This is a genomic window from Pseudomonas fluorescens (genome assembly GCF_000730425.1).
GTDB classification, from domain to species: domain Bacteria; phylum Pseudomonadota; class Gammaproteobacteria; order Pseudomonadales; family Pseudomonadaceae; genus Aquipseudomonas; species Aquipseudomonas fluorescens_X.
In genome coordinates this window covers 3,393,268-3,410,788 of record NZ_CP008896.1, presented here as the reverse complement: position 1 = coordinate 3,410,788, position 17,521 = coordinate 3,393,268, and the positions used below count along the sequence as shown (strand labels likewise).

The window sequence follows — 17,521 nt, the reverse complement described above, 5'->3', positions numbered from 1 at the left end:
CTCCCACATTTGGAGGGTGTTCGGTTTATTTATCGACCAGTATTTTTGGGTTTGAATTCCCCCAAACCGTATACAAATCCGCCAACAACGCCCCATTGATATCCTCTACCTCCGCCTGGGTCGTTTGCACATTGCCCTGCTTGCCAAACAACACCACCTCATCCCCGCTTTTGACGGTCGGCACGTCGGTCACATCGACCATCAGCGTGTTCATCGACACCTTGCCCACCACCGGCACGCGATGCCCATTGATCAGCACGATGCCTTTGTTGGTGAATGCCCGGCGATAACCATCGGAGTAACCCACGGTGATGTTGGCCAGTTTCGAGTCCCGCGCCAGGGTGTAGGTGCGGTCGTAGCCGACGGTGTTGCCCTTGGGGTAGCTGTTGACCGAGGCCACGTGGGATTTGAACTGCATCACCCGCTTGTATTCGGTAAACGACGGCACGGTGTCGCCAAACAGCAGGCCGCCGGGGCGTACCATGTCCAGGCGCGACTCCGGCACTTCCAGGGTGGCGAAGGAGTTGGCGGCGTGCAGAGTGATTTTGCTGCGATCCAGTTGGGCGACATTGATCAACCAGTTGGCCTGTTCGTTGAAGGCCTTGAGGCCGGCGCGCACATCGGCGGCGTCTTCGACGGCGAAGTGGGTCATGATCGCCTTCACTTGCAGGTTCGGCACCTGGGTGATGGCCACGGCATCGCGCCGACCTTGGGTGGTGGTCATCTCTACGCCGTTGCGGCTCATGCCGCTGGAGTTCAGGCCCAGGTGTACCACCAGCGGGCGGCCATGATGTTCGGCGATCAGGCTGGCGCGCACGGCGAAGTCGAGGTTGCCCACCAGTTCTTCGACGTTGTACGGCAGTGCCGCTTCCAACTCGCTCAGGGCGGCAGTGCGTACGCGGATCAGTTGGCCCTTGAAGCCGCTTTCGCGCACGACGCGGGCTTCTTCATTGCTGGCCACGCCCACGCAAGGCACGCCCAACTTGATCACCGATGGCATCAGCAGGCCAATGCCGTGGCCGTAGGCGTCGGCCTTGAGCACGGCGCAGATTTTCGATTTGTCGGCGAGGCTGGTTTGCAGGGTGCGGATGTTGTGTTCGAACGCGGCTTTGCTGATCTCAACCCAGGCGTTGCTGTCCTGGATATTGACCTGGGCTACCCCGTCGGTCATCGACAACGGCGGGGCAGCGAAGGCCGGGTTTTGCAACATGACCATGCCCATGGACAGGGCGAGGAGGGTGCGAGTGAAGGGCATCGGTGGGTCTCCATGACTTTCTTATAGGTAAGCATTGCGTGTGCGCGGCGCCATACTCGAATTGTCCTACAGGAAAGTCGAGACCCAGGGTCGCGGTTCTGTCCTAAAGCGTCGTGAGAATGATCAGACTGTCAGTTGTGGTCGATATCCAGCTTGGCAAATGTCACTTTGCCGCCTTCCCTGCTGTCGCCGCTGTTGTCCTGCACATACACGCCGGCCTTGAAGTACAACGGCTTTTTGCCCCAGGCGGCACCGATGCGTTCATTCCATTGCCCGCTGGCCGCTTCGACGCGCAGCAGGCCGGCCTTGTTCAGGTGGACGACGTAGGTGAAGTTTTTCTCCAGCGGCACATTCTCGGCCACGATAATCACCCGGCTTTGGCTGTCATCCGGACGCATGCGCACTTTGGCGACGATGTTGCCGGTCTGGGTTTTTTCCTTGTACTGGTATTCGACTTTGACCAGCGGTTTCTGGCTGTCGTATGCGTGAATCTGGCCAACCACGATCTTGCCCGAAGAGGGCACCTGGTTGATGGCCAGGGTGGCGCGCAGGTAGTTGTCGGCTTCGGGGTAAGTCCAGTTGCGTAGCCGGCCATCGGCATAGGTTTCGCGCAGTTCGCTGCGCGGGTAGATGGCGTTTTCGGTACGGGTGCCGGTGACGGGGGACCAGAATTGTACGCTGCTGCCTTCGGCCTGGAAGTATTTGCCATTGAAACCACTGAGCAGTCTGGGAGTGTCGATGGTGGCAGGCGGGGTGCCAACAGGGATGCTCAGGTTCCAGGTGGACAGATCAATCATGGAGTGCGCCTTTACTGTACGAAAGAAGGGTCAAAAGGCTTTGGCCCGAGGGTTGGCGCGTTCTTTATAAGCGGCTGGTAACTGTTTGTTAATGGTTTTGAGGTGTTTTATTGGCGCCAATAGTCTGTCAAAAAGCCATCTTTCCCGTAATCCGGGGGCTGTAGGGGCTGACCGTTAGTCGGTTGTGTGGCCTTTGAGGAAATGATGGCGCTGCCGCGACTTCTGCTTTATGGGATCCAAGGCTAGAGTGACTCCCCATTAAACGTCCGGTTTATATCAAAAATGACCGGAGCGAATCCTCAAGGAAGAGATGCAGCATGGAATGTGCTCCAACCCCGGCCGATGGCTGTTCAGTGCTCCTGGTGGTCGATGACTACCCGGAGAACCTGATCAGCATGCGCGCGCTCCTGCAGCGCGAGGACTGGCAGGTGGTGACGGCGACCTCCGGAGAGGAGGCCCTTGGGGTGTTGCTCGAACGTGACGTGGACCTGGTGCTGCTGGATGTGCGGATGCCGGGCATGGACGGCTTTGAGGTAGCGCGGTTGATGCGCGGCAGCCAGCGCACCTGCATGACCCCGATCATCTTCCTGAGTGCCAATGAGCAATCACCTGCTGCCGTGCTGGAAGGGTATGCCAGCGGCGCTATCGACTACCTGTTCAAACCCTTCGACCCGCATATTCTCAAGCCCAAGGTCCAGGCTTTGCTGGAGCATCAGCGCAACCGGCGCGCGTTGCAGCGTTTGAGCCATGACCTGGAACTGGCCCGGGCCTTTAATGCCTCGGTGCTCGACAACGCTGCCGAGGGCATCCTGGTGGTTGGCGAAGACGGCGTGATCAGCTACGCCAACCCGGCCATTTCGCGACTGCTCAATGCCACCGTGGACGAGTTGCAAGGCCAGGGGTTCCTGGGCTTCCTGCAAAAACCCCATATGCCTGACTGGTCCAGTTGTGATCTGTACGCCGGATACTGTCGTGGCGAGACCTGGCGCCTGCATGACGCGATCCTGCGCACCGCGCCCGGCCAGCAACTGCCGGTGGCGATGTCTTGTGCGCCCTTGCCCCGTGAGCAGAAGGCCATGGTGGTGACCGTGCAGGACATGTCGCAAGTACGTCACCTGCATCAGCAACTGGAGTTCCAGGCGGTCACCGACCCGCTCACCGGCTTGCTCAACCGGCGTGGCTTCTACCAGACCGTGGAGACGGCCCTGCTGCGCAACGAGCGCAGCGAGCATGCCACGGTGTTGTTGTACATGGATCTGGACGGCTTCAAGCGGGTCAATGATTGGGTGGGGCACGACGCCGGTGACCGGGTGCTGCGCTGGGTCTCGGAGCAATTGGAACTGTGCCTGCGCAGTGGTGACATTCTTGGCCGTTTGGGGGGCGATGAGTTTGTCGCATTGCTGGAACTGGAGTACCCGGAGCAGGCTGCCAAGCTCGCCGAGCAGTTGATCGAACGTGTGTCGATCTGCCAGCAGGTGGACGGCCTGGAGGTGATGCTGGGGGTCAGTATCGGCATTGCCACCTTCCCCGATTGCGGCCGTGACCTGAGCGGCCTGCTGCGCGCGGCCGATATCGCCATGTACGAAGCCAAGCGGGCAGGGCGTCAGCAGTATCGCTATTACGATCAGGAAATGAACGGCCGGGCCCGCTCGCGCCTGATGCTTGAAAGCAGTGTGCGCGAAGCCATCGACAACAAGCAGGTGACGTTGGTGTACCAGCCCCAGGTGTCCCTGCTGGACGGTCACCTGCGTGGGGTCGAAGCCTTGTTGCGCTGGCAGCATCCGAGTGTTGGCGATGTGCCGCCTGGGCTGTTCCTGCCCTTGTTGGAAGAGGCGCGGCTGATCAGCCAGCTCAGCAGTTGGATCTACCACCAGGTGGCGTTGGCGCGACAGGCCTGGGCACCGGTCATGCGCGACGACTGGGTGCTCAGCGTGAGCCTGAGCAGCAGCCAGTTCAATATGCCCAACCTGGTGGCTCAACTGCAGCAGGCACTGGAGCGACATGGGTTGCAGGGGCGGCAACTGGAAGTGGAAATCGCTGAAGAAAGCCTGATGCACAATATTGAAGAGTCCACCAAGCAGCTCAAGCTGCTGCGGCGCCTGGGTGTGCGGATAGCCCTGGATGACTTCGGCTCGGGCAGTTGCTCCCTGGCGCATCTGCGTGACCTGGAATTCGACACGCTCAAACTCGACCCGGGTCTGGTTGCCCGTGTGCTTGGCTCGCCACGGGAGGCGGCGCTGGCCCGCAGCATTATTGAACTGTGCGGGCACTTCGGCTTGCTGGTGATTGCCGAAGGTGTGGAAACCCTTGAGCAATGTCACTGGCTACAGGCCAATGGCTGCCAGTTTATCCAGGGGCCGCTCGTGGCCCAGCCCTTGACGGTCGAGGACATTGCCCACTGGCCACAGCCGTTTGCCCTGCGCGCAGGGCCTTGCTGAATTCGCTACACTGGCGCTCTCACGCCCCTGCCGTTCGAGCCCATGACTGCACTGAAATACCTCCAGGCCTATCCTGTCGCCCTGCAAGAGCAAGTGCGCCAATTGATCGCCAAGGATCAACTGGGCGACTACCTGCACCAGCGTTACCCCGAGCGCCATGGGGTGCAGAGTGACAAGGCGCTGTACAGCTACGCCCTGGCCCTGAAACAAGAGCACCTGCGTAATGCCCCGGCCATCGACAAAGTGCTGTTCGACAACCGCCTGGACCTGACCCACCGCGCCCTCGGGCTGCACACCACCATCTCGCGGGTGCAGGGTGGCAACCTCAAGTCCAAGAAAGAGATCCGCATCGCGGCATTGTTCAAGGAAGCGGCGCCGGAATTCCTGAAGATGATCGTCGTCCACGAACTGGCGCACTTCAAGGAATCGGACCACAACAAAGCGTTCTACAAACTGTGCGAATACATGTTGCCCGGCTACCACCAGGTGGAGTTTGACCTGCGGGTGTACCTGACCTATCGGGACTTGCAGGGCAAGTCCTAATCACAAGGCAATCGATCATGGATGTGAGCAAGACCAAGAGCAGTTTCTACCGCCGCCTGTATGTGGCGTATCTGATTGATAGCCAGTTGGCCAGCAGTGTCCCGGCCCTGACCGAGGTCACCGGCATGCCCCGGCGTACGGCCCAGGACACCATCGCTGCGTTGGCGGACCTGGATATCGTCTGCGAATTCGAGCAGGAAGACGGCGCCCGTAATCATGCCGGGCGCTATCGGATTCGCGACTGGGGGGCGATTGATCGGGGCTGGATAGAGCGCAACCTGGTGCAGGTCAAACAGGTGCTGGGCTACCCCTGAAATTGGGTTGGCGGGTCTGACGCCATCGCGGGCTTGCCCGCGATGGCGATCTCAAGTGCGCCGCATACCAATGTGTGGAATATCATCCTCCAGATACTCCTCACCCTCGACCTTGAACCCATATCGTGCGTAATAGCCCTGCAGATGCGCCTGGGCTGAGAGAAAGATCGGCGTCTGCGGCCAGAGATCGTCGATCTGCTTGAGGGTTTCCTCCAACATCTGGTGTCCCAGGCCGGTGCCCCGGGCAACCTCGGCCACCAGCACGCGGCCGATGACCACATCGCCGCCGTGCAGCTCCGGATCCAGCAGGCGCAGGTAGGCCACCAGTTGATTGTCTTGCCAGGCCATCAGGTGGTGGGTATCGCCCTCCAGGTCCTGGTCATCGATGTCTTGGTAAATGCATTTCTGCTCGACCACAAACACCTCGGCCCGCAGGCGCAAAATGGCGTAGAGCTGCTCCTTGCCCAGATCATTGTGGTGCTTGCAAACCCAATCGACAGTCATCATTCCATCTCGCATAAAGACCAGCCTTGGATAGTAATGCCATGCTCGCCGACTGTCTTGGGGGGTGGTGTAAACAGCCGGAAACACGCCTTTTTGTGAGCAATGTCAATTTGCTATCATTGAGTGCTTTCGCGGCTGACGTCTTTGTGTAATCTGCGGTACATCGCGAGCGATAAGCTACAGTCAGAACCTGGAAGTATTCCTGCCAGGCGTCATCGCCCGCAAGGAACTGCCCGCTGCGCAAGGACATCAAGCATGCTGCGATTGTTTCGTGCCGTTGCTTTGCCTGTACTGCTGTTGCTGGCCCCGACGGCGGCGGCGGAACGCTTGCGCCTGGTGGCAGACGCGTGGCCGCCGTTTACCGATGCGACCCTGATCAATGGCGGCCTGGCCACCGATATCGTCAGCACCGCCCTGGCCCGTGCCGGCTTTGCCAGTGATTTCGAACAGGTGCCCTGGGCGCGGGCGTTGATGGGCGTGGGGGACGGGCGTTATGACGTGCTGATCAATGCCTGGTATGACGAAGCGCGCACGCACTTGGGGCAGTTTTCCGCCGAATACCTGCTCAACCGTGTGCGGTTTATCAAGCGTCGCGACGATCCCATCGAGTTCCAGAACCTGCAGCAACTGCACGCATATCCCATTGCCGTCGTACGTGGCTACGCGTATTCGGCGAGCTTCGATGCCGATCCCCAATTGCAAAAAGTCCCGGTGCATAACTTCGCCATGGGCGTGCGCATGCTCGCGGCCCGGCGCGTGCGGCTGACGCTGGAGGATGAATATGTTGCCAGATATTACTTGGGGCGTGAGTCACCCAGGGTGCGCAATGCGGTGGAGTTCCTGCCCAAGCCCTTGAGTGAGAACAGCCTGCATATTCTGGTCAGCCTGAAAAACCCCAGGCATGAGCAGATTGTCGCCGGGTTCGATCGGGAGATTAGCAGGATGAAGGCAGATGGCAGTTATGCGCGACTGCTGAAACAGCACGGGATGTAGGGGCGCTTTAGGGCCCCATCGCTGCGATGGCGGCCTAAGCCGCACTGGTTTCCTTGATCAAATGCGCCGCCAACGTGCGCAACGGCCCCAACTGCCGGCAGATCAGGGCCAACTGTGTCTGCACCAGGCGCTGCGCCTCATCGATCTCATCCGGCATCTGCTCCAACTCCACCGCCAACGCTTCCTCGGTATCGCTCTGCACCGCAATCGGCTGTTTGTTCGCCAGCCCCGTGGCAATTTCGTCGATGCTGGTGGCGAGGGTTTTGCCGGCGCCTTCGATCAGCTGTTCACGTACGTCTGCCGGCAATTGGGTGTCGCGGTGCGCGCCCAGCCCCGAGAGGTAGCTGAGTAACGTGTGGGACAGCACCAGGAAGCGGAAGCCCACGTCGGCTTCCTTACGGAAATGCCCCGGCTCCATCAGCATATTGGCCAGGGTGGTGGACAGCGCGGCGTCGGCGTTGTGGGCATTGCGCCGGGCCAGGCGGTAGGCCAGGTCGTCGCTCTTGCCGGCCGCATATTGCTGCATGATCTGGCGCAAATAGATGCTGTTGCAGGTCAGGGTGTTGGCCAGCACCTTGTTCAGGCGCCGGCCTTGCCAGTCCGGCAGGAACAGGAATACCGCCAGCCCGGCAATCAGGCTGCCCAGCAAGGTATCGAACAGGCGCGGCAGGAACAGCCCGTAGCCATCGCCCACCTGGTTGAAGCAGAACAGCACCATCAGGGTAATGGCGGCGGTGGCCAGGGTGTAGCGGGTGGTGCGATTGATAAAGAACACCAGCCCGGCGGCGATGGCGAACATCGACTGCACCAGGGGGCTGGGGAACAGATCGAACAGCGCCCAGGCCACCGTCAGGCCGATGGCCGTACCGACGATCCGCTGGCCGAGCTTGCGCCGCGTGGCGCCGTAGTTGGGCTGGCAGACGAACAGGGTGGTGAGGATGATCCAGTAGCCCTGGGACGGGTGGATCAAGTGCACCATGCCGTAGCCGACGCTCAGCGCCAGGGGCAGGCGCAGGGCGTGGCGGAACAGCAGTGAGGTCGGGGTCAATTGGGTGCGCAGGCGCGTCCACATTTCCTTGAGGTTGCGCGGCGAACGGTCCAACAGGCTGCTATCGCTGGCATCTGCCAGGCTGTCGGGGTTGCTGGCGTCACTGAGCAGGCGGTCGAGGGTCGACAGGTTGGCCGCCAGCGCTCGCAACGAACGCAGCAGGCCGCGCCAGGCTGGGTTGCTCTGGATGCGCAGGTGTTCCAGGGACGCATTCAGGTCGCCCAGGGCTTCGGCGAAGCTGTCGTCATAGACAAACGGCTGGCGCAACTGGATCGACTCGGCGAGGGCCTGGCAGGCCTTGCCTTGCTGGCGCAGCAGGCGTTGGCAGCGGAACAGGACGTCGCTGTGGAAGAAGGCTTCAGCCAGGGCGTTGTAGGGGTAGTGGGAGGAACTGGCGCGTTCGTGGATGTCCTGGGCCAGGAAGTACAGTTTTAGGTAGCGGCTGACCTTGGAGCCCGGCCGGCCATTGCCCACGCGATGCAGGATGATTTCCTTGGCGGCATTGAGCGCCGCTACCACCCGGCCATTTTGTTGGGCCAGCTCCAGGCGCCGCGCTTCTACGTCCAGTTGGCGAATAGGCTCGAACAACGATGACTTGAGCTTGAGGTAGCGCCCCAGCTCGCGAAACAGCCGGGCCAGGCTCTGTTGCACCGGTTGGTTGGAAAACATGGCCTGCCACAGCACCGACAGCGCCCCATACCAGGCGGCGCCGGCGACCAGCAGCAAGGGTTCGTGCCAGAAATCGGTGACGGCGCCGCCGCGCTGATCCACGCCGATCATGGTGTAGACCGACAGAATCAAGGTCGCCGAGGCGATCGCCCCATAGCGCTCGCCCAGGGCGCCGAGCATGGTCAGGCAGAAACTTGCCAGGGCGATGGCGATGGCAAAAATCCACGGGTAGGGAAACAGCAACTCGACCGACACCGCCGCCACGCTGAAACACACCAGCGTCACCGCCAGGGCGTTGAGGCGGCCTTGCCAGCTGTCGTCAGTCTCGGCCAGCGCGCTGGCGATAATCCCCAGGAACAGCGGGATCAGCAGCGACATTTCATCCTGATACCAGCACAGCGCCATGCTGCCGGTGAGGGCGATAAACACCCGTACGCTGTAACTGAACTTATCCAGTGCCCAAAGGCGCCGCATGGACTGCTTGAACGAGGTCGAGGACATGAAGTCTGGGGTCTTCCGGGACGATGCCGCTAAATTGAGCCAGTAATGACGCCACGGCAAGCGTGGCGATCACATTCATAAGCAAAAAATGTTTTGGCACACCCCAATCAAAATGTGGGAGCGGGCTTGCTCGCGAATGCGCAGTGTCAGTCGCTGAATGAGCTGACTGACACTGCGCATTCGCGAGCAAGCCCGCTCCCACAGGTGGTCACATGCAGTTCAGGCGTACTGCGCCGCCGCATACCCCGACGCCCACGCCCACTGGAAGTTGAACCCGCCCAGGTGCCCGGTCACATCCAGCACTTCGCCGATAAAATACAGGCCGGGGCTTTTCAGCGACTCCATGGTCTTGGACGACACTTCCCGCGTATCCACTCCACCCAGGGTGACTTCGGCGGTGCGGTAGCCTTCGGTGCCGGCCGGGACGAATTGCCAGCTACCCAGCTTGGTGGCGATATCCGCAAGTTCAGCGTGGGTGTACTGCTTCATCGGTTTGGACACGAACCACACCTCGGCCAGCAGGCTGGCCATCTTCTTGGTGAAGATTTCGCCCAGCAGGGTCTTGAGCTCGCTGTTGGGGCGCTCGGCCTGTTGCTGTTGCAGCCAGGCGTGGGCGTCGTGATCGGGCAACAGGTTGATTTCCACTGTGTCACCGGGTTCCCAGTAGGAGGAAATCTGCAAAATCGCCGGCCCGCTCAGGCCGCGATGGGTAAACAGGATATTTTCGCGAAAGCTCTGCTCGTTACAGCTGACCAGGCAATCGACCGAGGTGCCGGACAGCTCGCCGCACAAGTCCTTGAGCTGGTCGGTAATGGTGAACGGCACCAGGCCCGCGCGGGTCGGCAGCAGCTCGTGGCCGAACTGCCTGGCGACCTGGTAACCAAAACCGGTGGCGCCCAGGGTCGGAATCGACAGGCCGCCGGTGGCGATCACCAACGACTCGCAGCGCAGCTCGCCGAGGGTGGTCTGCAACTGGTAACCGCTGTCGAGCCTGGCGATCTGCTGGATCGAGGTGTCCAGGTGCAGGCTCACGCCGGTCTGGATGCACTCGTCGAGCAGCATGCCGAGGATGTCGCTGGATTTGTTATCGCAGAACAGCTGGCCGAGTTTTTTCTCGTGATACGGCACACCGTGCTTGGCCACCAACCCGATGAAATCCCACTGGGTGTAGCGGGCCAGGGCGGATTTGCAGAAGTGCGCGTTGTGCGAGAGGAAGTTGGCCGGCTCCGTGTACATATTGGTGAAGTTGCAGCGGCCACCGCCGGACATCAGGATCTTCTTGCCGGCCTTGTTCGCATGGTCGATCAACATCACCTTGCGCCCACGCCCGGCGGCGGTCAGCGCGCACATCAAGCCTGCGGCACCAGCGCCAATGATCACAACTTCGGTCGAGCGCAAAACGGTGTCCTCACAAAATATTGATCTGAAATGCAATCAAAAATGTGGGAGCGGGCTTGCTCGCGAATGCGGACTGTCAGCCAACCCATCGGGCGACGGGTACACCGCATTCGCGAGCAAGCCCGCTCCCACATTGGATCTCCATTGAATCGAAGAGCTTTACAGGATCCGCACGCGCAACGAACGGCCCTTGATCTTGCCATCGTTCAAGCGCTGCAACGCCTGCTTGGCGACGCTGCGTTCCACCGCCACATAGGCCTGGAAGTCGAAGATCGCAATCTTGCCCACCTGGGTGCCCGGGATCCCGGCTTCACCGGTCAGTGCGCCGAGGATGTCGCCAGGGCGAACCTTGTCTTTACGGCCGGCAGCAATGCACAACGTACTCATCACCGGCAGCAGCGGCGCGCCGCCCTGGGACTTGAGGTTGCTCAGTTGGTCCCAGTTCAGCGGGGCTTTTTGCAGCAGCTCGATGGCCTGGGCGCGGTGCGCTTCGGACGGCGCTACCAGGCTGATGGCGATCCCGGTCTCACCGGCGCGACCGGTACGGCCTACACGGTGAATGTGGATTTCCGAGTCGCGTGCCAGTTCGACGTTGATCACCATGTCCAGCGAGTCGATGTCCAGGCCACGGGCCGCAACGTCAGTGGCTACCAGCACCGAAGTACTGCGGTTGGCGAACATGGCCAGCACTTGGTCACGGTCGCGCTGTTCCAGGTCGCCATGCAGGCCGACCGCAGAAATACCCTTGGCGGTCAGGTGGTCCACGGTTTCCTGCACTTGCTGCTTGGTAAAGCAAAACGCTACGCACGAGGCCGGGCGAAAGTGCGACAGCACCTTGGTCACTGCGTCCATGCGCTCGTCCGGGGAGATTTCGTAGAAACGCTGCTCGATCTGCTCATCGGAGTGGAACGCTTCGGCCTTGACCTGCTGCGGCGCGCGCATGAATTTCGAGGCCAGTTGCTTGATGCTCACCGGGTAGGTGGCCGAGAACAGCAGGGTCTGGCGACGGGCCGGGGTCTTGCTGATGATGTCTTCGATGGCGTCGTAGAAGCCCATGTCGAGCATGCGGTCGGCTTCGTCGAGGATCAATGTGTTCAAGCCGTCCAGCACCAGCGAGCCCTTGCGCAGGTGTTGCTGGATGCGGCCCGGGGTGCCGACGATGACGTGGGCGCCATGCTCCAGGGAAGCGATCTGCGGGCCGAGGGACACGCCGCCGCACAGGGTCAGCACCTTGATGTTGTCTTCGGCACGGGCCAGGCGGCGAATTTCCTTGGCCACCTGGTCAGCCAGCTCGCGGGTCGGGCACATCACCAGGGCCTGGCAACCGAAATAGCGCGGGTTGATCGGGTTCAACAGGCCGATGCCGAAGGCGGCAGTCTTGCCGCTGCCAGTCTTGGCCTGGGCAATCAGGTCCAGCCCCTTGAGGATCACCGGCAAGCTTTGCGCCTGGATCTGCGTCATCTCGGCATAACCCAGCGAGTCGAGGTTAGCCAGCATGGCGGCGGAGAGCGGCAAAGTATTAAAAGCGGTGGCGATGGTGGTCACGGGACAGGCTCTGCAAAAACAAAATGTCGCGCAGTGTACCAGCCCCGTGGGAATTTCCCTGCAAGTTCTAGACGAGACGCCGCTTAATGCTCAATGTCGTGCTCGCGGCTGACCACCCGTTTGCCGTCTTTTGGCGACAATTGCAGGAAGATCGCCGCCGCCAGCATCGCCATGATGCCCACGGTGAGGAACGTCAGCTGGAACGCCTCAAGCACGGTATTGACCCCATCGTTGCCGGCCTGGGCCGTAAACCCGCCGAGCAGGGCGCCGGCGCACGCGACCCCCAGGCTCAGGGCCAGTTGCGCCACCACCGACAGCAAACTGTTGCCACTGCTGGCCTGGGCGTCGTCGAGGTCGATCAGGGTCACGGTGTTCATCGCGGTAAATTGCAGGGAGTTGATCGCCCCCAGTACGGCGAGCATCGCCAGCAGCAGCGGGTACGGCGTCTGTTCGCTGACCAGGCCCATGCTCGCCAGCATCATGCCCAGTAGCAACGTATTGCCGGTGAGTACGATGCGATAGCCCAGGCGTTCGATCAGCGGCCGGGCGATGGACTTGGCGACCATGGCCGCCGCCGCCAGGGGCAACATGCTCATCCCGGCCTGGGACGGCGAATAGCCCAGGGCGATCTGCAACAGCAACGGCACGAGGAACGGCAGGGCGCCGCTGCCCAGGCGGGCGAACAGGTTGCCGAGAATGCCCACGGCAAAGGTCCGGGTCTTGAACAGCACCGGCGAAAACAATGGGTTGTCGATATGCCCGGCGCGCAACCAGTAGGCGGCCAGGCACGCCATGCCGCCGAACAGCAGCAACATCACGCGCAAGTGCGGCAGGTGCAACTCGCCCAGGCCTTCCATGGCAATGGTGATCAACACCATGGCCGCGCCAAACAGCAAAAAGCCCAGGCTGTCGAAGCGTGTACGCTCGCTGCCGCGCAGGTCGGGGATGAATTTCCATACCGCGTAGCAACCGAGCATGCCCACCGGCAGGTTGATCAGGAAAATCCAGTGCCAGGACAGGTACTGCACCATCCAGCCGCCCATGGTCGGGCCAAGCAGGGGGCCGAGCAGGCCGGGAATGGTAATAAAGCCCATGATCCGCACCAGCTCCGAGCGCGGGTAGGCGCGCAGCACCACCAGCCGGCCCACCGGCAGCATCAGCGCACCGCCCAGGCCCTGGATCACCCGCGCGCCCACCAGCATGGTCAGGCTGCTGGACAGGGCACACAGCAGCGAGCCAATGCTGAACAGCATGATCGCGCCGAAGAAAATCTTCTTGGTGCCGAAGCGGTCGGCAATCCAGCCCGAAGCCGGGATCAGCAAGGCCACGGTGAGCATATAGGCGATGATCACGCCCTGCATGCGCAGTGGGTTTTCCGCCAGGTCCTCGGCCATGACGGGCAATGCCGTGTTGAGAATCGTGCCGTCGAGCGACTGCATGAAGAAGGCAATCGCTACCACCCAGGGTAACCAGCGGGCGGTCTTGGCATCGAGCACGACACGATTCGGCATGAGATCCCTTTTGTTAGCAGGCTATGTGTTGCCGATTATGCGCCAACCCCTGTCGGTTTTCCCATTGGCGGTTCGTCTATATCGGAGATCGCCACGTCTGGGCTCACCAGGAAATCGATCAGTGCGCGATGCACCGCCAACGCCGCCTCCCGCGACTCCAGGTCGAGCAGATGGCCGGTGTGCTCGGCAGTGGCGAAGCTGCTGCGGCCCACATACTGCCTGAACAGTCGGGCTTCATCGGCCGGCGTGTATTCGTCCAGGGTGCCGTTGAGGAAATGCACCGGGGTCTGGATCTGGCGCAATTGCGGCAGGTAGTTGCCATCGCCCAGGGCCAGCACCTGATGAATATGAAAGCGCGCCTGGCGGTATTCGGTGGTGGCCATGGTCGACAGGTGCCGATGGTTATTGCGCTTGAGCCGGCTGGAGAGAAATTTGCCGACGGTTTCATTGAGCAAGTGGCCGACGGCGGACTTGTCATCGGCCTCGATCAGCACCCGCACGCGCTCCACATAATCGAGCATTGCCTGGTTGAGATGGGGCGCCAGGGCCATCACCACCGAGCTTTCGATTGACGTCGGGTTGCGTGCCAGGGTCAGCAGGGTCGAGATGCCGCCCCACGAGGCCGACACCAGGTGGTTGACCTGGAAACGCTCCACCAGCGCCCGCAGGATCTCGACTTCGTCGTCCTTGGTCACCAGGTCGAGGTCGGTGTTGTGCGGGCGCGAATAGCCGGAAAACGGCAAGTCGAACATCAACACATTGAAGTGCTCGGCCAGGCACTTGCTGGTGCGGGCGAATGAACGGGTGGTGGACAGCGCGCCATTGACCAGCAGCACCGTCTTGCGTTGCGGATCGTTACCCAGTTGCTCTACGTGAACGTTGTAGTGCTTGAACAACTTATCAATGACAAAACTTCCTTGGTACATGTCAACGCTCCGGCTCGCCCTGTCCCGGGCGAGGTCATGCATCATTTGCGAACAAATGGGTTGAGAGTGGCGGGGTGCCACTAACCGTTATAACGAGGTTTTGGAGAGACGACAACAGCCCGCCAACCAACGGCATGCTGCCAGAGAAGGATCATCCGAACACAGGACATTCCCCTGTAGGAACCGGCTTGTCCTTAAGCCTTGCGGCCGCCATCGCCGGCAAACCGGACACCTACAAGGTCAGGGTCAGGCGTTTTACCAGGGCGCCGGGCAGCAAGTTGGACGAGGTGTTGCGCCCGCCATAGGTACTGGCCGACAGCAACAGTTCACGCTCGGCGGTCAGCGCCTCCAACTGAGAACCCAGCAACTGGTAGACGCTGTCGTCAAAGCGCATGGTGCTGACCGGTGCCTTGATCTCACCGTCTTGCACCCAGAACGTGGCGAAGCGGGTCATGCCTGTCAGGCGCGCTGCCGGCTGGTCGGAGTAGTTCAAATACCACAGGTTGCTGATATACAGGCCGGTCCCCAGTTGCTTGAGAATATCGGCCTGCATCAGGCCGCCTGCAGCCATCTGCAAGGCGCTGGGGGACTCATCGCCGCTGGCACCGTTGGCGCTCAAGCCGTATTCGGCAGCGCTGCGCGAATTGACCAGTTGCCCTTGCGCCTGACCCTTGGCGATCAACGTCACGTCGCTGCGCGGGTAGCCGTCACGGGAAAACGCCGGGCTTAGGGAGCCGCTGATCTGCTCGCTCATTTCGACCAGCGGGCTCAGGGCCTGATCACCGGCATACAGGCGCTGCAACGGGCTGCCTTTGCTGGCGATGGCCTGCGCAGAAAAACCACCCCAGGCGAGCATGCCGACGATTTCTTCCATCGCTGCCGGTGCCAGGTAAGCACGGTATTGACCGGGTGCCAGGGTGTGCAACGGTCGGCCAAGGAACTCCAGTTGCTCGCGGGCTTGCTGCAAGCGCTGGGCCAAGGCCACGCTGTCCCAGACATCGCCGGCGTAGCTGGCCTTTACCGCCTCGCCGTTGGCATGGAACAGGCTGAAATCGAAGTTGAAGCTATTGGCCTGGTGCCAGCCAAAAGCCCCCGACGAGCTGGCGAACCCACGACTGATCGGCCCGGCAGCATAGATGCCGACCAGGTCCAGACCTTGGGCGCCACGGTTGATGTCTGCCAGGACCTGATCGAGGTCCGGCAGCGCTTGAGCCTGCTCGCTGCTGTTTTGCCAGGCAGTGCGATTGAGCAGCAGGTAAGGATCCTTGGGCAGCAAGGGCAAGGTTTCGCGCAATTGCTGCAAACCCTCCGCCAGGCGCTGGCGGTCCAGTTCAGGTGCCCCGGCCAGGGTGATGCCGAGGTCGGCATGCCGGCCATCGTTGATCAGCTTGAGGTTGAGACTGGCCTGCTGCACCTGGCCGGCCTGGCGTACCTTGGCGTGGTTGAAACGCACGAATTCGGACGACTCTGCCCCATAGCCCAGATGAAACTGTTCTTCGTCGGTGATGGCCTGCTTGAGCCACTCCACCAGTTCCTTGAAAGCCTTCATCAGGCGTCTCCCCCAAACACATCCACATCGCAAAATACACACGCCGGCGATGCATGGCCGACGCGGATCACTTGGTTCGGCTCGCCCTTACCGCAGTTGGGCGTGCCCAGCACCTTGAAGGTGCTGGCATCGCCCACGGCACTGAGGTTGCGCCAGAACTGCGCGGAAATCGCCCGGTAGTTGGGGTTCTTCACCACACCCTTGAGTTCGCCGTTCTCGATCAACTGGCCCCATTCGCAGCCGAACTGGAACTTGTTGCGCGCATCGTCGATGGACCACGAACGGTTGGTCGACATCAGAATGCCGTGCTCGATGCCACCGATCAGTTGCGCCAGGCTCTGGTCGCCGGGCTCGATGTTGAGGTTGGCCATGCGGTCGATGGGCGCGCGGTTCCAACTGCTGGCGCGGCTGTTGGCCACGCCGCCCATGCCCGAGCGGTATTGCGACAGCGCCCCGCCCAGGGGCCTGAGCAGCAGGCCGTTGCGGATCAGGAACTGCTTATTGGCAGGCGTGCCGTCATCGTCGTGGGCGTAACTGGCCAGTTGTTCGGGAATGTCCGGGTCGAAGGTCACGTTCAGCAGGTTGGAGCCGTATTGCAGATGCCCGAAGTCGCTGGCCTTGACGAAGCTGGTGCCAGCGTAATTGCGTTCGTCACCGAGGATGCGGTCCAGTTCCAGCGGATGGCCGATGGATTCGTGGATCTGCAGGATCATCTGGTCGGGCATCAGCAGCAGGTCGCGCGGACCTTGGGGCGTGTTGGGTGCCAGCAGCAGTTGCAGGGCCTCGTCGGCCACCCGAGGGGCGGCGCCAGCCAGGCCGAAGCGGTTGATCACATCAACGCCGCCTTGCTGGCCGAAGTTGCTGCCGCCCAGGGTGCGGGTCTGGCTGTCGTTGCCGTCGTAGGCGGTGACATTGACGCCGGGGAACACAAAACGCTGGGCCTGGCGTAACTCGGCGCCGGCACTGTTGAGGTAGATCTGCTCAACGTGGGTGGTGCCCAGGCTGACTTCCCAGCTCACCAGGCGTTCGTCCCTGGGCACGGCGGCCGATTCGGCGCCGAGCAGTTGGTAGCAGTCGCTCAGGGACGGGAAAGGTTGATCGAGCGCTGGGGACAGATAGTCGGCGATGTCGCTGGACACCGGTTGGTCGCGCAGGTCGAGCAGGGCATGGGGCCTGATCCGCCGGGCCTGCTCTTCGGCCCGCTCCAGCGCGGCTTGCAGTCCGGCCAGGGAAATATCGTTAGTGGCCGCATAGGCTTCGACGCCGTTGAGGCGCACGGTGAGCATGGCACCTTCGTCGCGGTCGAGGTGCGGCGGCTCGGCGACGTTCTTGCGTACCGACAGGTACTGGCCGGATTCGCGCACGTAGCGCAGGGAGAAAAATTCGGCGCGGGTGCGCAGGGCGGCAAAATGTTGTTTGAGTTGCGGGTGTTTGTCGAACATGGGGGCCTCCTTGTTGGCCTTGAGGGCCCCATCGCAGGCAAGCCAGTTGCCACCGTTGAATGTGTTCACAAATCAAAATGTGGGAGCT

General features: G+C 61.5%; 14 protein-coding genes. 4 read left to right on the top strand and 10 right to left on the bottom strand.

What is annotated here, in order from left to right:
• Nucleotides 1-25: 25 nt before the first annotated feature.
• Nucleotides 26-1,255 carry an alanine racemase gene (gene alr / locus HZ99_RS15230; protein WP_038444039.1) on the bottom strand — a complete coding sequence of 410 codons (1,230 nt, stop codon included), beginning with the start codon at nt 1,253-1,255 and terminating at the stop codon, nt 26-28.
• Nucleotides 1,256-1,386: 131 nt separating this feature from the next.
• A complete protein-coding gene (locus HZ99_RS15225) occupies nt 1,387-2,052 on the bottom strand; it encodes a polysaccharide lyase family 7 protein (protein ID WP_038444038.1) in 666 nt (221 codons plus the stop codon).
• A gap of 317 nt (nt 2,053-2,369) precedes the next feature.
• Between HZ99_RS15225 and HZ99_RS15220 the strand changes: the two genes are divergently transcribed.
• Genes HZ99_RS15220 through HZ99_RS15210 form a run of 3 tightly spaced genes read left to right on the top strand, consistent with a single transcriptional unit; the run spans nt 2,370 to nt 5,347 of the window.
• Nucleotides 2,370-4,490 (top strand): putative bifunctional diguanylate cyclase/phosphodiesterase, encoded by a 2,121-nt coding sequence (locus HZ99_RS15220; RefSeq protein ID WP_038444036.1) that lies wholly within the window; start codon nt 2,370-2,372, stop codon nt 4,488-4,490.
• Between the two features lie 42 nt (nt 4,491-4,532).
• Complete coding sequence (locus HZ99_RS15215) at nt 4,533-5,033, top strand: M48 family metallopeptidase (protein WP_038444034.1); 501 nt, start codon at nt 4,533-4,535, stop codon at nt 5,031-5,033.
• A gap of 17 nt (nt 5,034-5,050) precedes the next feature.
• Complete coding sequence (locus tag HZ99_RS15210; protein WP_038444032.1) at nt 5,051-5,347, top strand: winged helix-turn-helix domain-containing protein; 297 nt, start codon at nt 5,051-5,053, stop codon at nt 5,345-5,347.
• Between the two features lie 51 nt (nt 5,348-5,398).
• Here HZ99_RS15210 and HZ99_RS15205 read toward each other — a convergent pair whose 3' ends face one another.
• On the bottom strand, nt 5,399-5,851 hold the full coding sequence (locus HZ99_RS15205; RefSeq protein WP_038448086.1) for a GNAT family N-acetyltransferase: 453 nt from the start codon (nt 5,849-5,851) through the stop codon (nt 5,399-5,401).
• A gap of 255 nt (nt 5,852-6,106) precedes the next feature.
• Between HZ99_RS15205 and HZ99_RS15200 the strand changes: the two genes are divergently transcribed.
• Nucleotides 6,107-6,844 carry a substrate-binding periplasmic protein gene (locus tag HZ99_RS15200; protein ID WP_038444030.1) on the top strand — a complete coding sequence of 246 codons (738 nt, stop codon included), beginning with the start codon at nt 6,107-6,109 and terminating at the stop codon, nt 6,842-6,844.
• A 34-nt stretch (nt 6,845-6,878) separates the two neighbouring features.
• Here HZ99_RS15200 and yccS read toward each other — a convergent pair whose 3' ends face one another.
• From yccS to HZ99_RS15165, 7 genes are all read right to left on the bottom strand, one after another.
• Nucleotides 6,879-9,062, bottom strand: a complete 2,184-nt coding sequence (gene yccS / locus HZ99_RS15195) for a YccS family putative transporter (protein WP_038444028.1) — start codon at nt 9,060-9,062, stop codon at nt 6,879-6,881.
• A gap of 219 nt (nt 9,063-9,281) precedes the next feature.
• Entirely contained in the window at nt 9,282-10,460 is a 1,179-nt protein-coding gene (locus tag HZ99_RS15190; protein WP_038444025.1) for an NAD(P)/FAD-dependent oxidoreductase, read from the bottom strand.
• Between the two features lie 159 nt (nt 10,461-10,619).
• Nucleotides 10,620-11,957 (bottom strand): ATP-dependent RNA helicase DbpA, encoded by a 1,338-nt coding sequence (gene dbpA, locus HZ99_RS15185; protein WP_235205601.1) that lies wholly within the window; start codon nt 11,955-11,957, stop codon nt 10,620-10,622.
• 131 nt (nt 11,958-12,088) lie between these two features.
• The gene (gene mdtD, locus HZ99_RS15180; protein ID WP_038444021.1) at nt 12,089-13,516 is read right to left on the bottom strand and encodes a multidrug transporter subunit MdtD; all 1,428 of its coding nucleotides are present in this window, start codon (nt 13,514-13,516) and stop codon (nt 12,089-12,091) included.
• Between the two features lie 35 nt (nt 13,517-13,551).
• On the bottom strand, nt 13,552-14,442 hold the full coding sequence (locus tag HZ99_RS15175) for an alpha/beta fold hydrolase (RefSeq protein WP_038444018.1): 891 nt from the start codon (nt 14,440-14,442) through the stop codon (nt 13,552-13,554).
• Between the two features lie 232 nt (nt 14,443-14,674).
• Entirely contained in the window at nt 14,675-15,991 is a 1,317-nt protein-coding gene (locus HZ99_RS15170) for a TldD/PmbA family protein (RefSeq protein ID WP_038444015.1), read from the bottom strand.
• Nucleotides 15,991-17,433: a TldD/PmbA family protein gene (locus HZ99_RS15165; RefSeq protein ID WP_038448085.1), complete on the bottom strand. Its 1,443-nt coding sequence runs from the start codon at nt 17,431-17,433 to the stop codon at nt 15,991-15,993. Before HZ99_RS15165 ends, HZ99_RS15170 begins: the two co-directional genes overlap by 1 nt.
• Between the last annotated feature and the right edge of the window lie 88 nt (nt 17,434-17,521).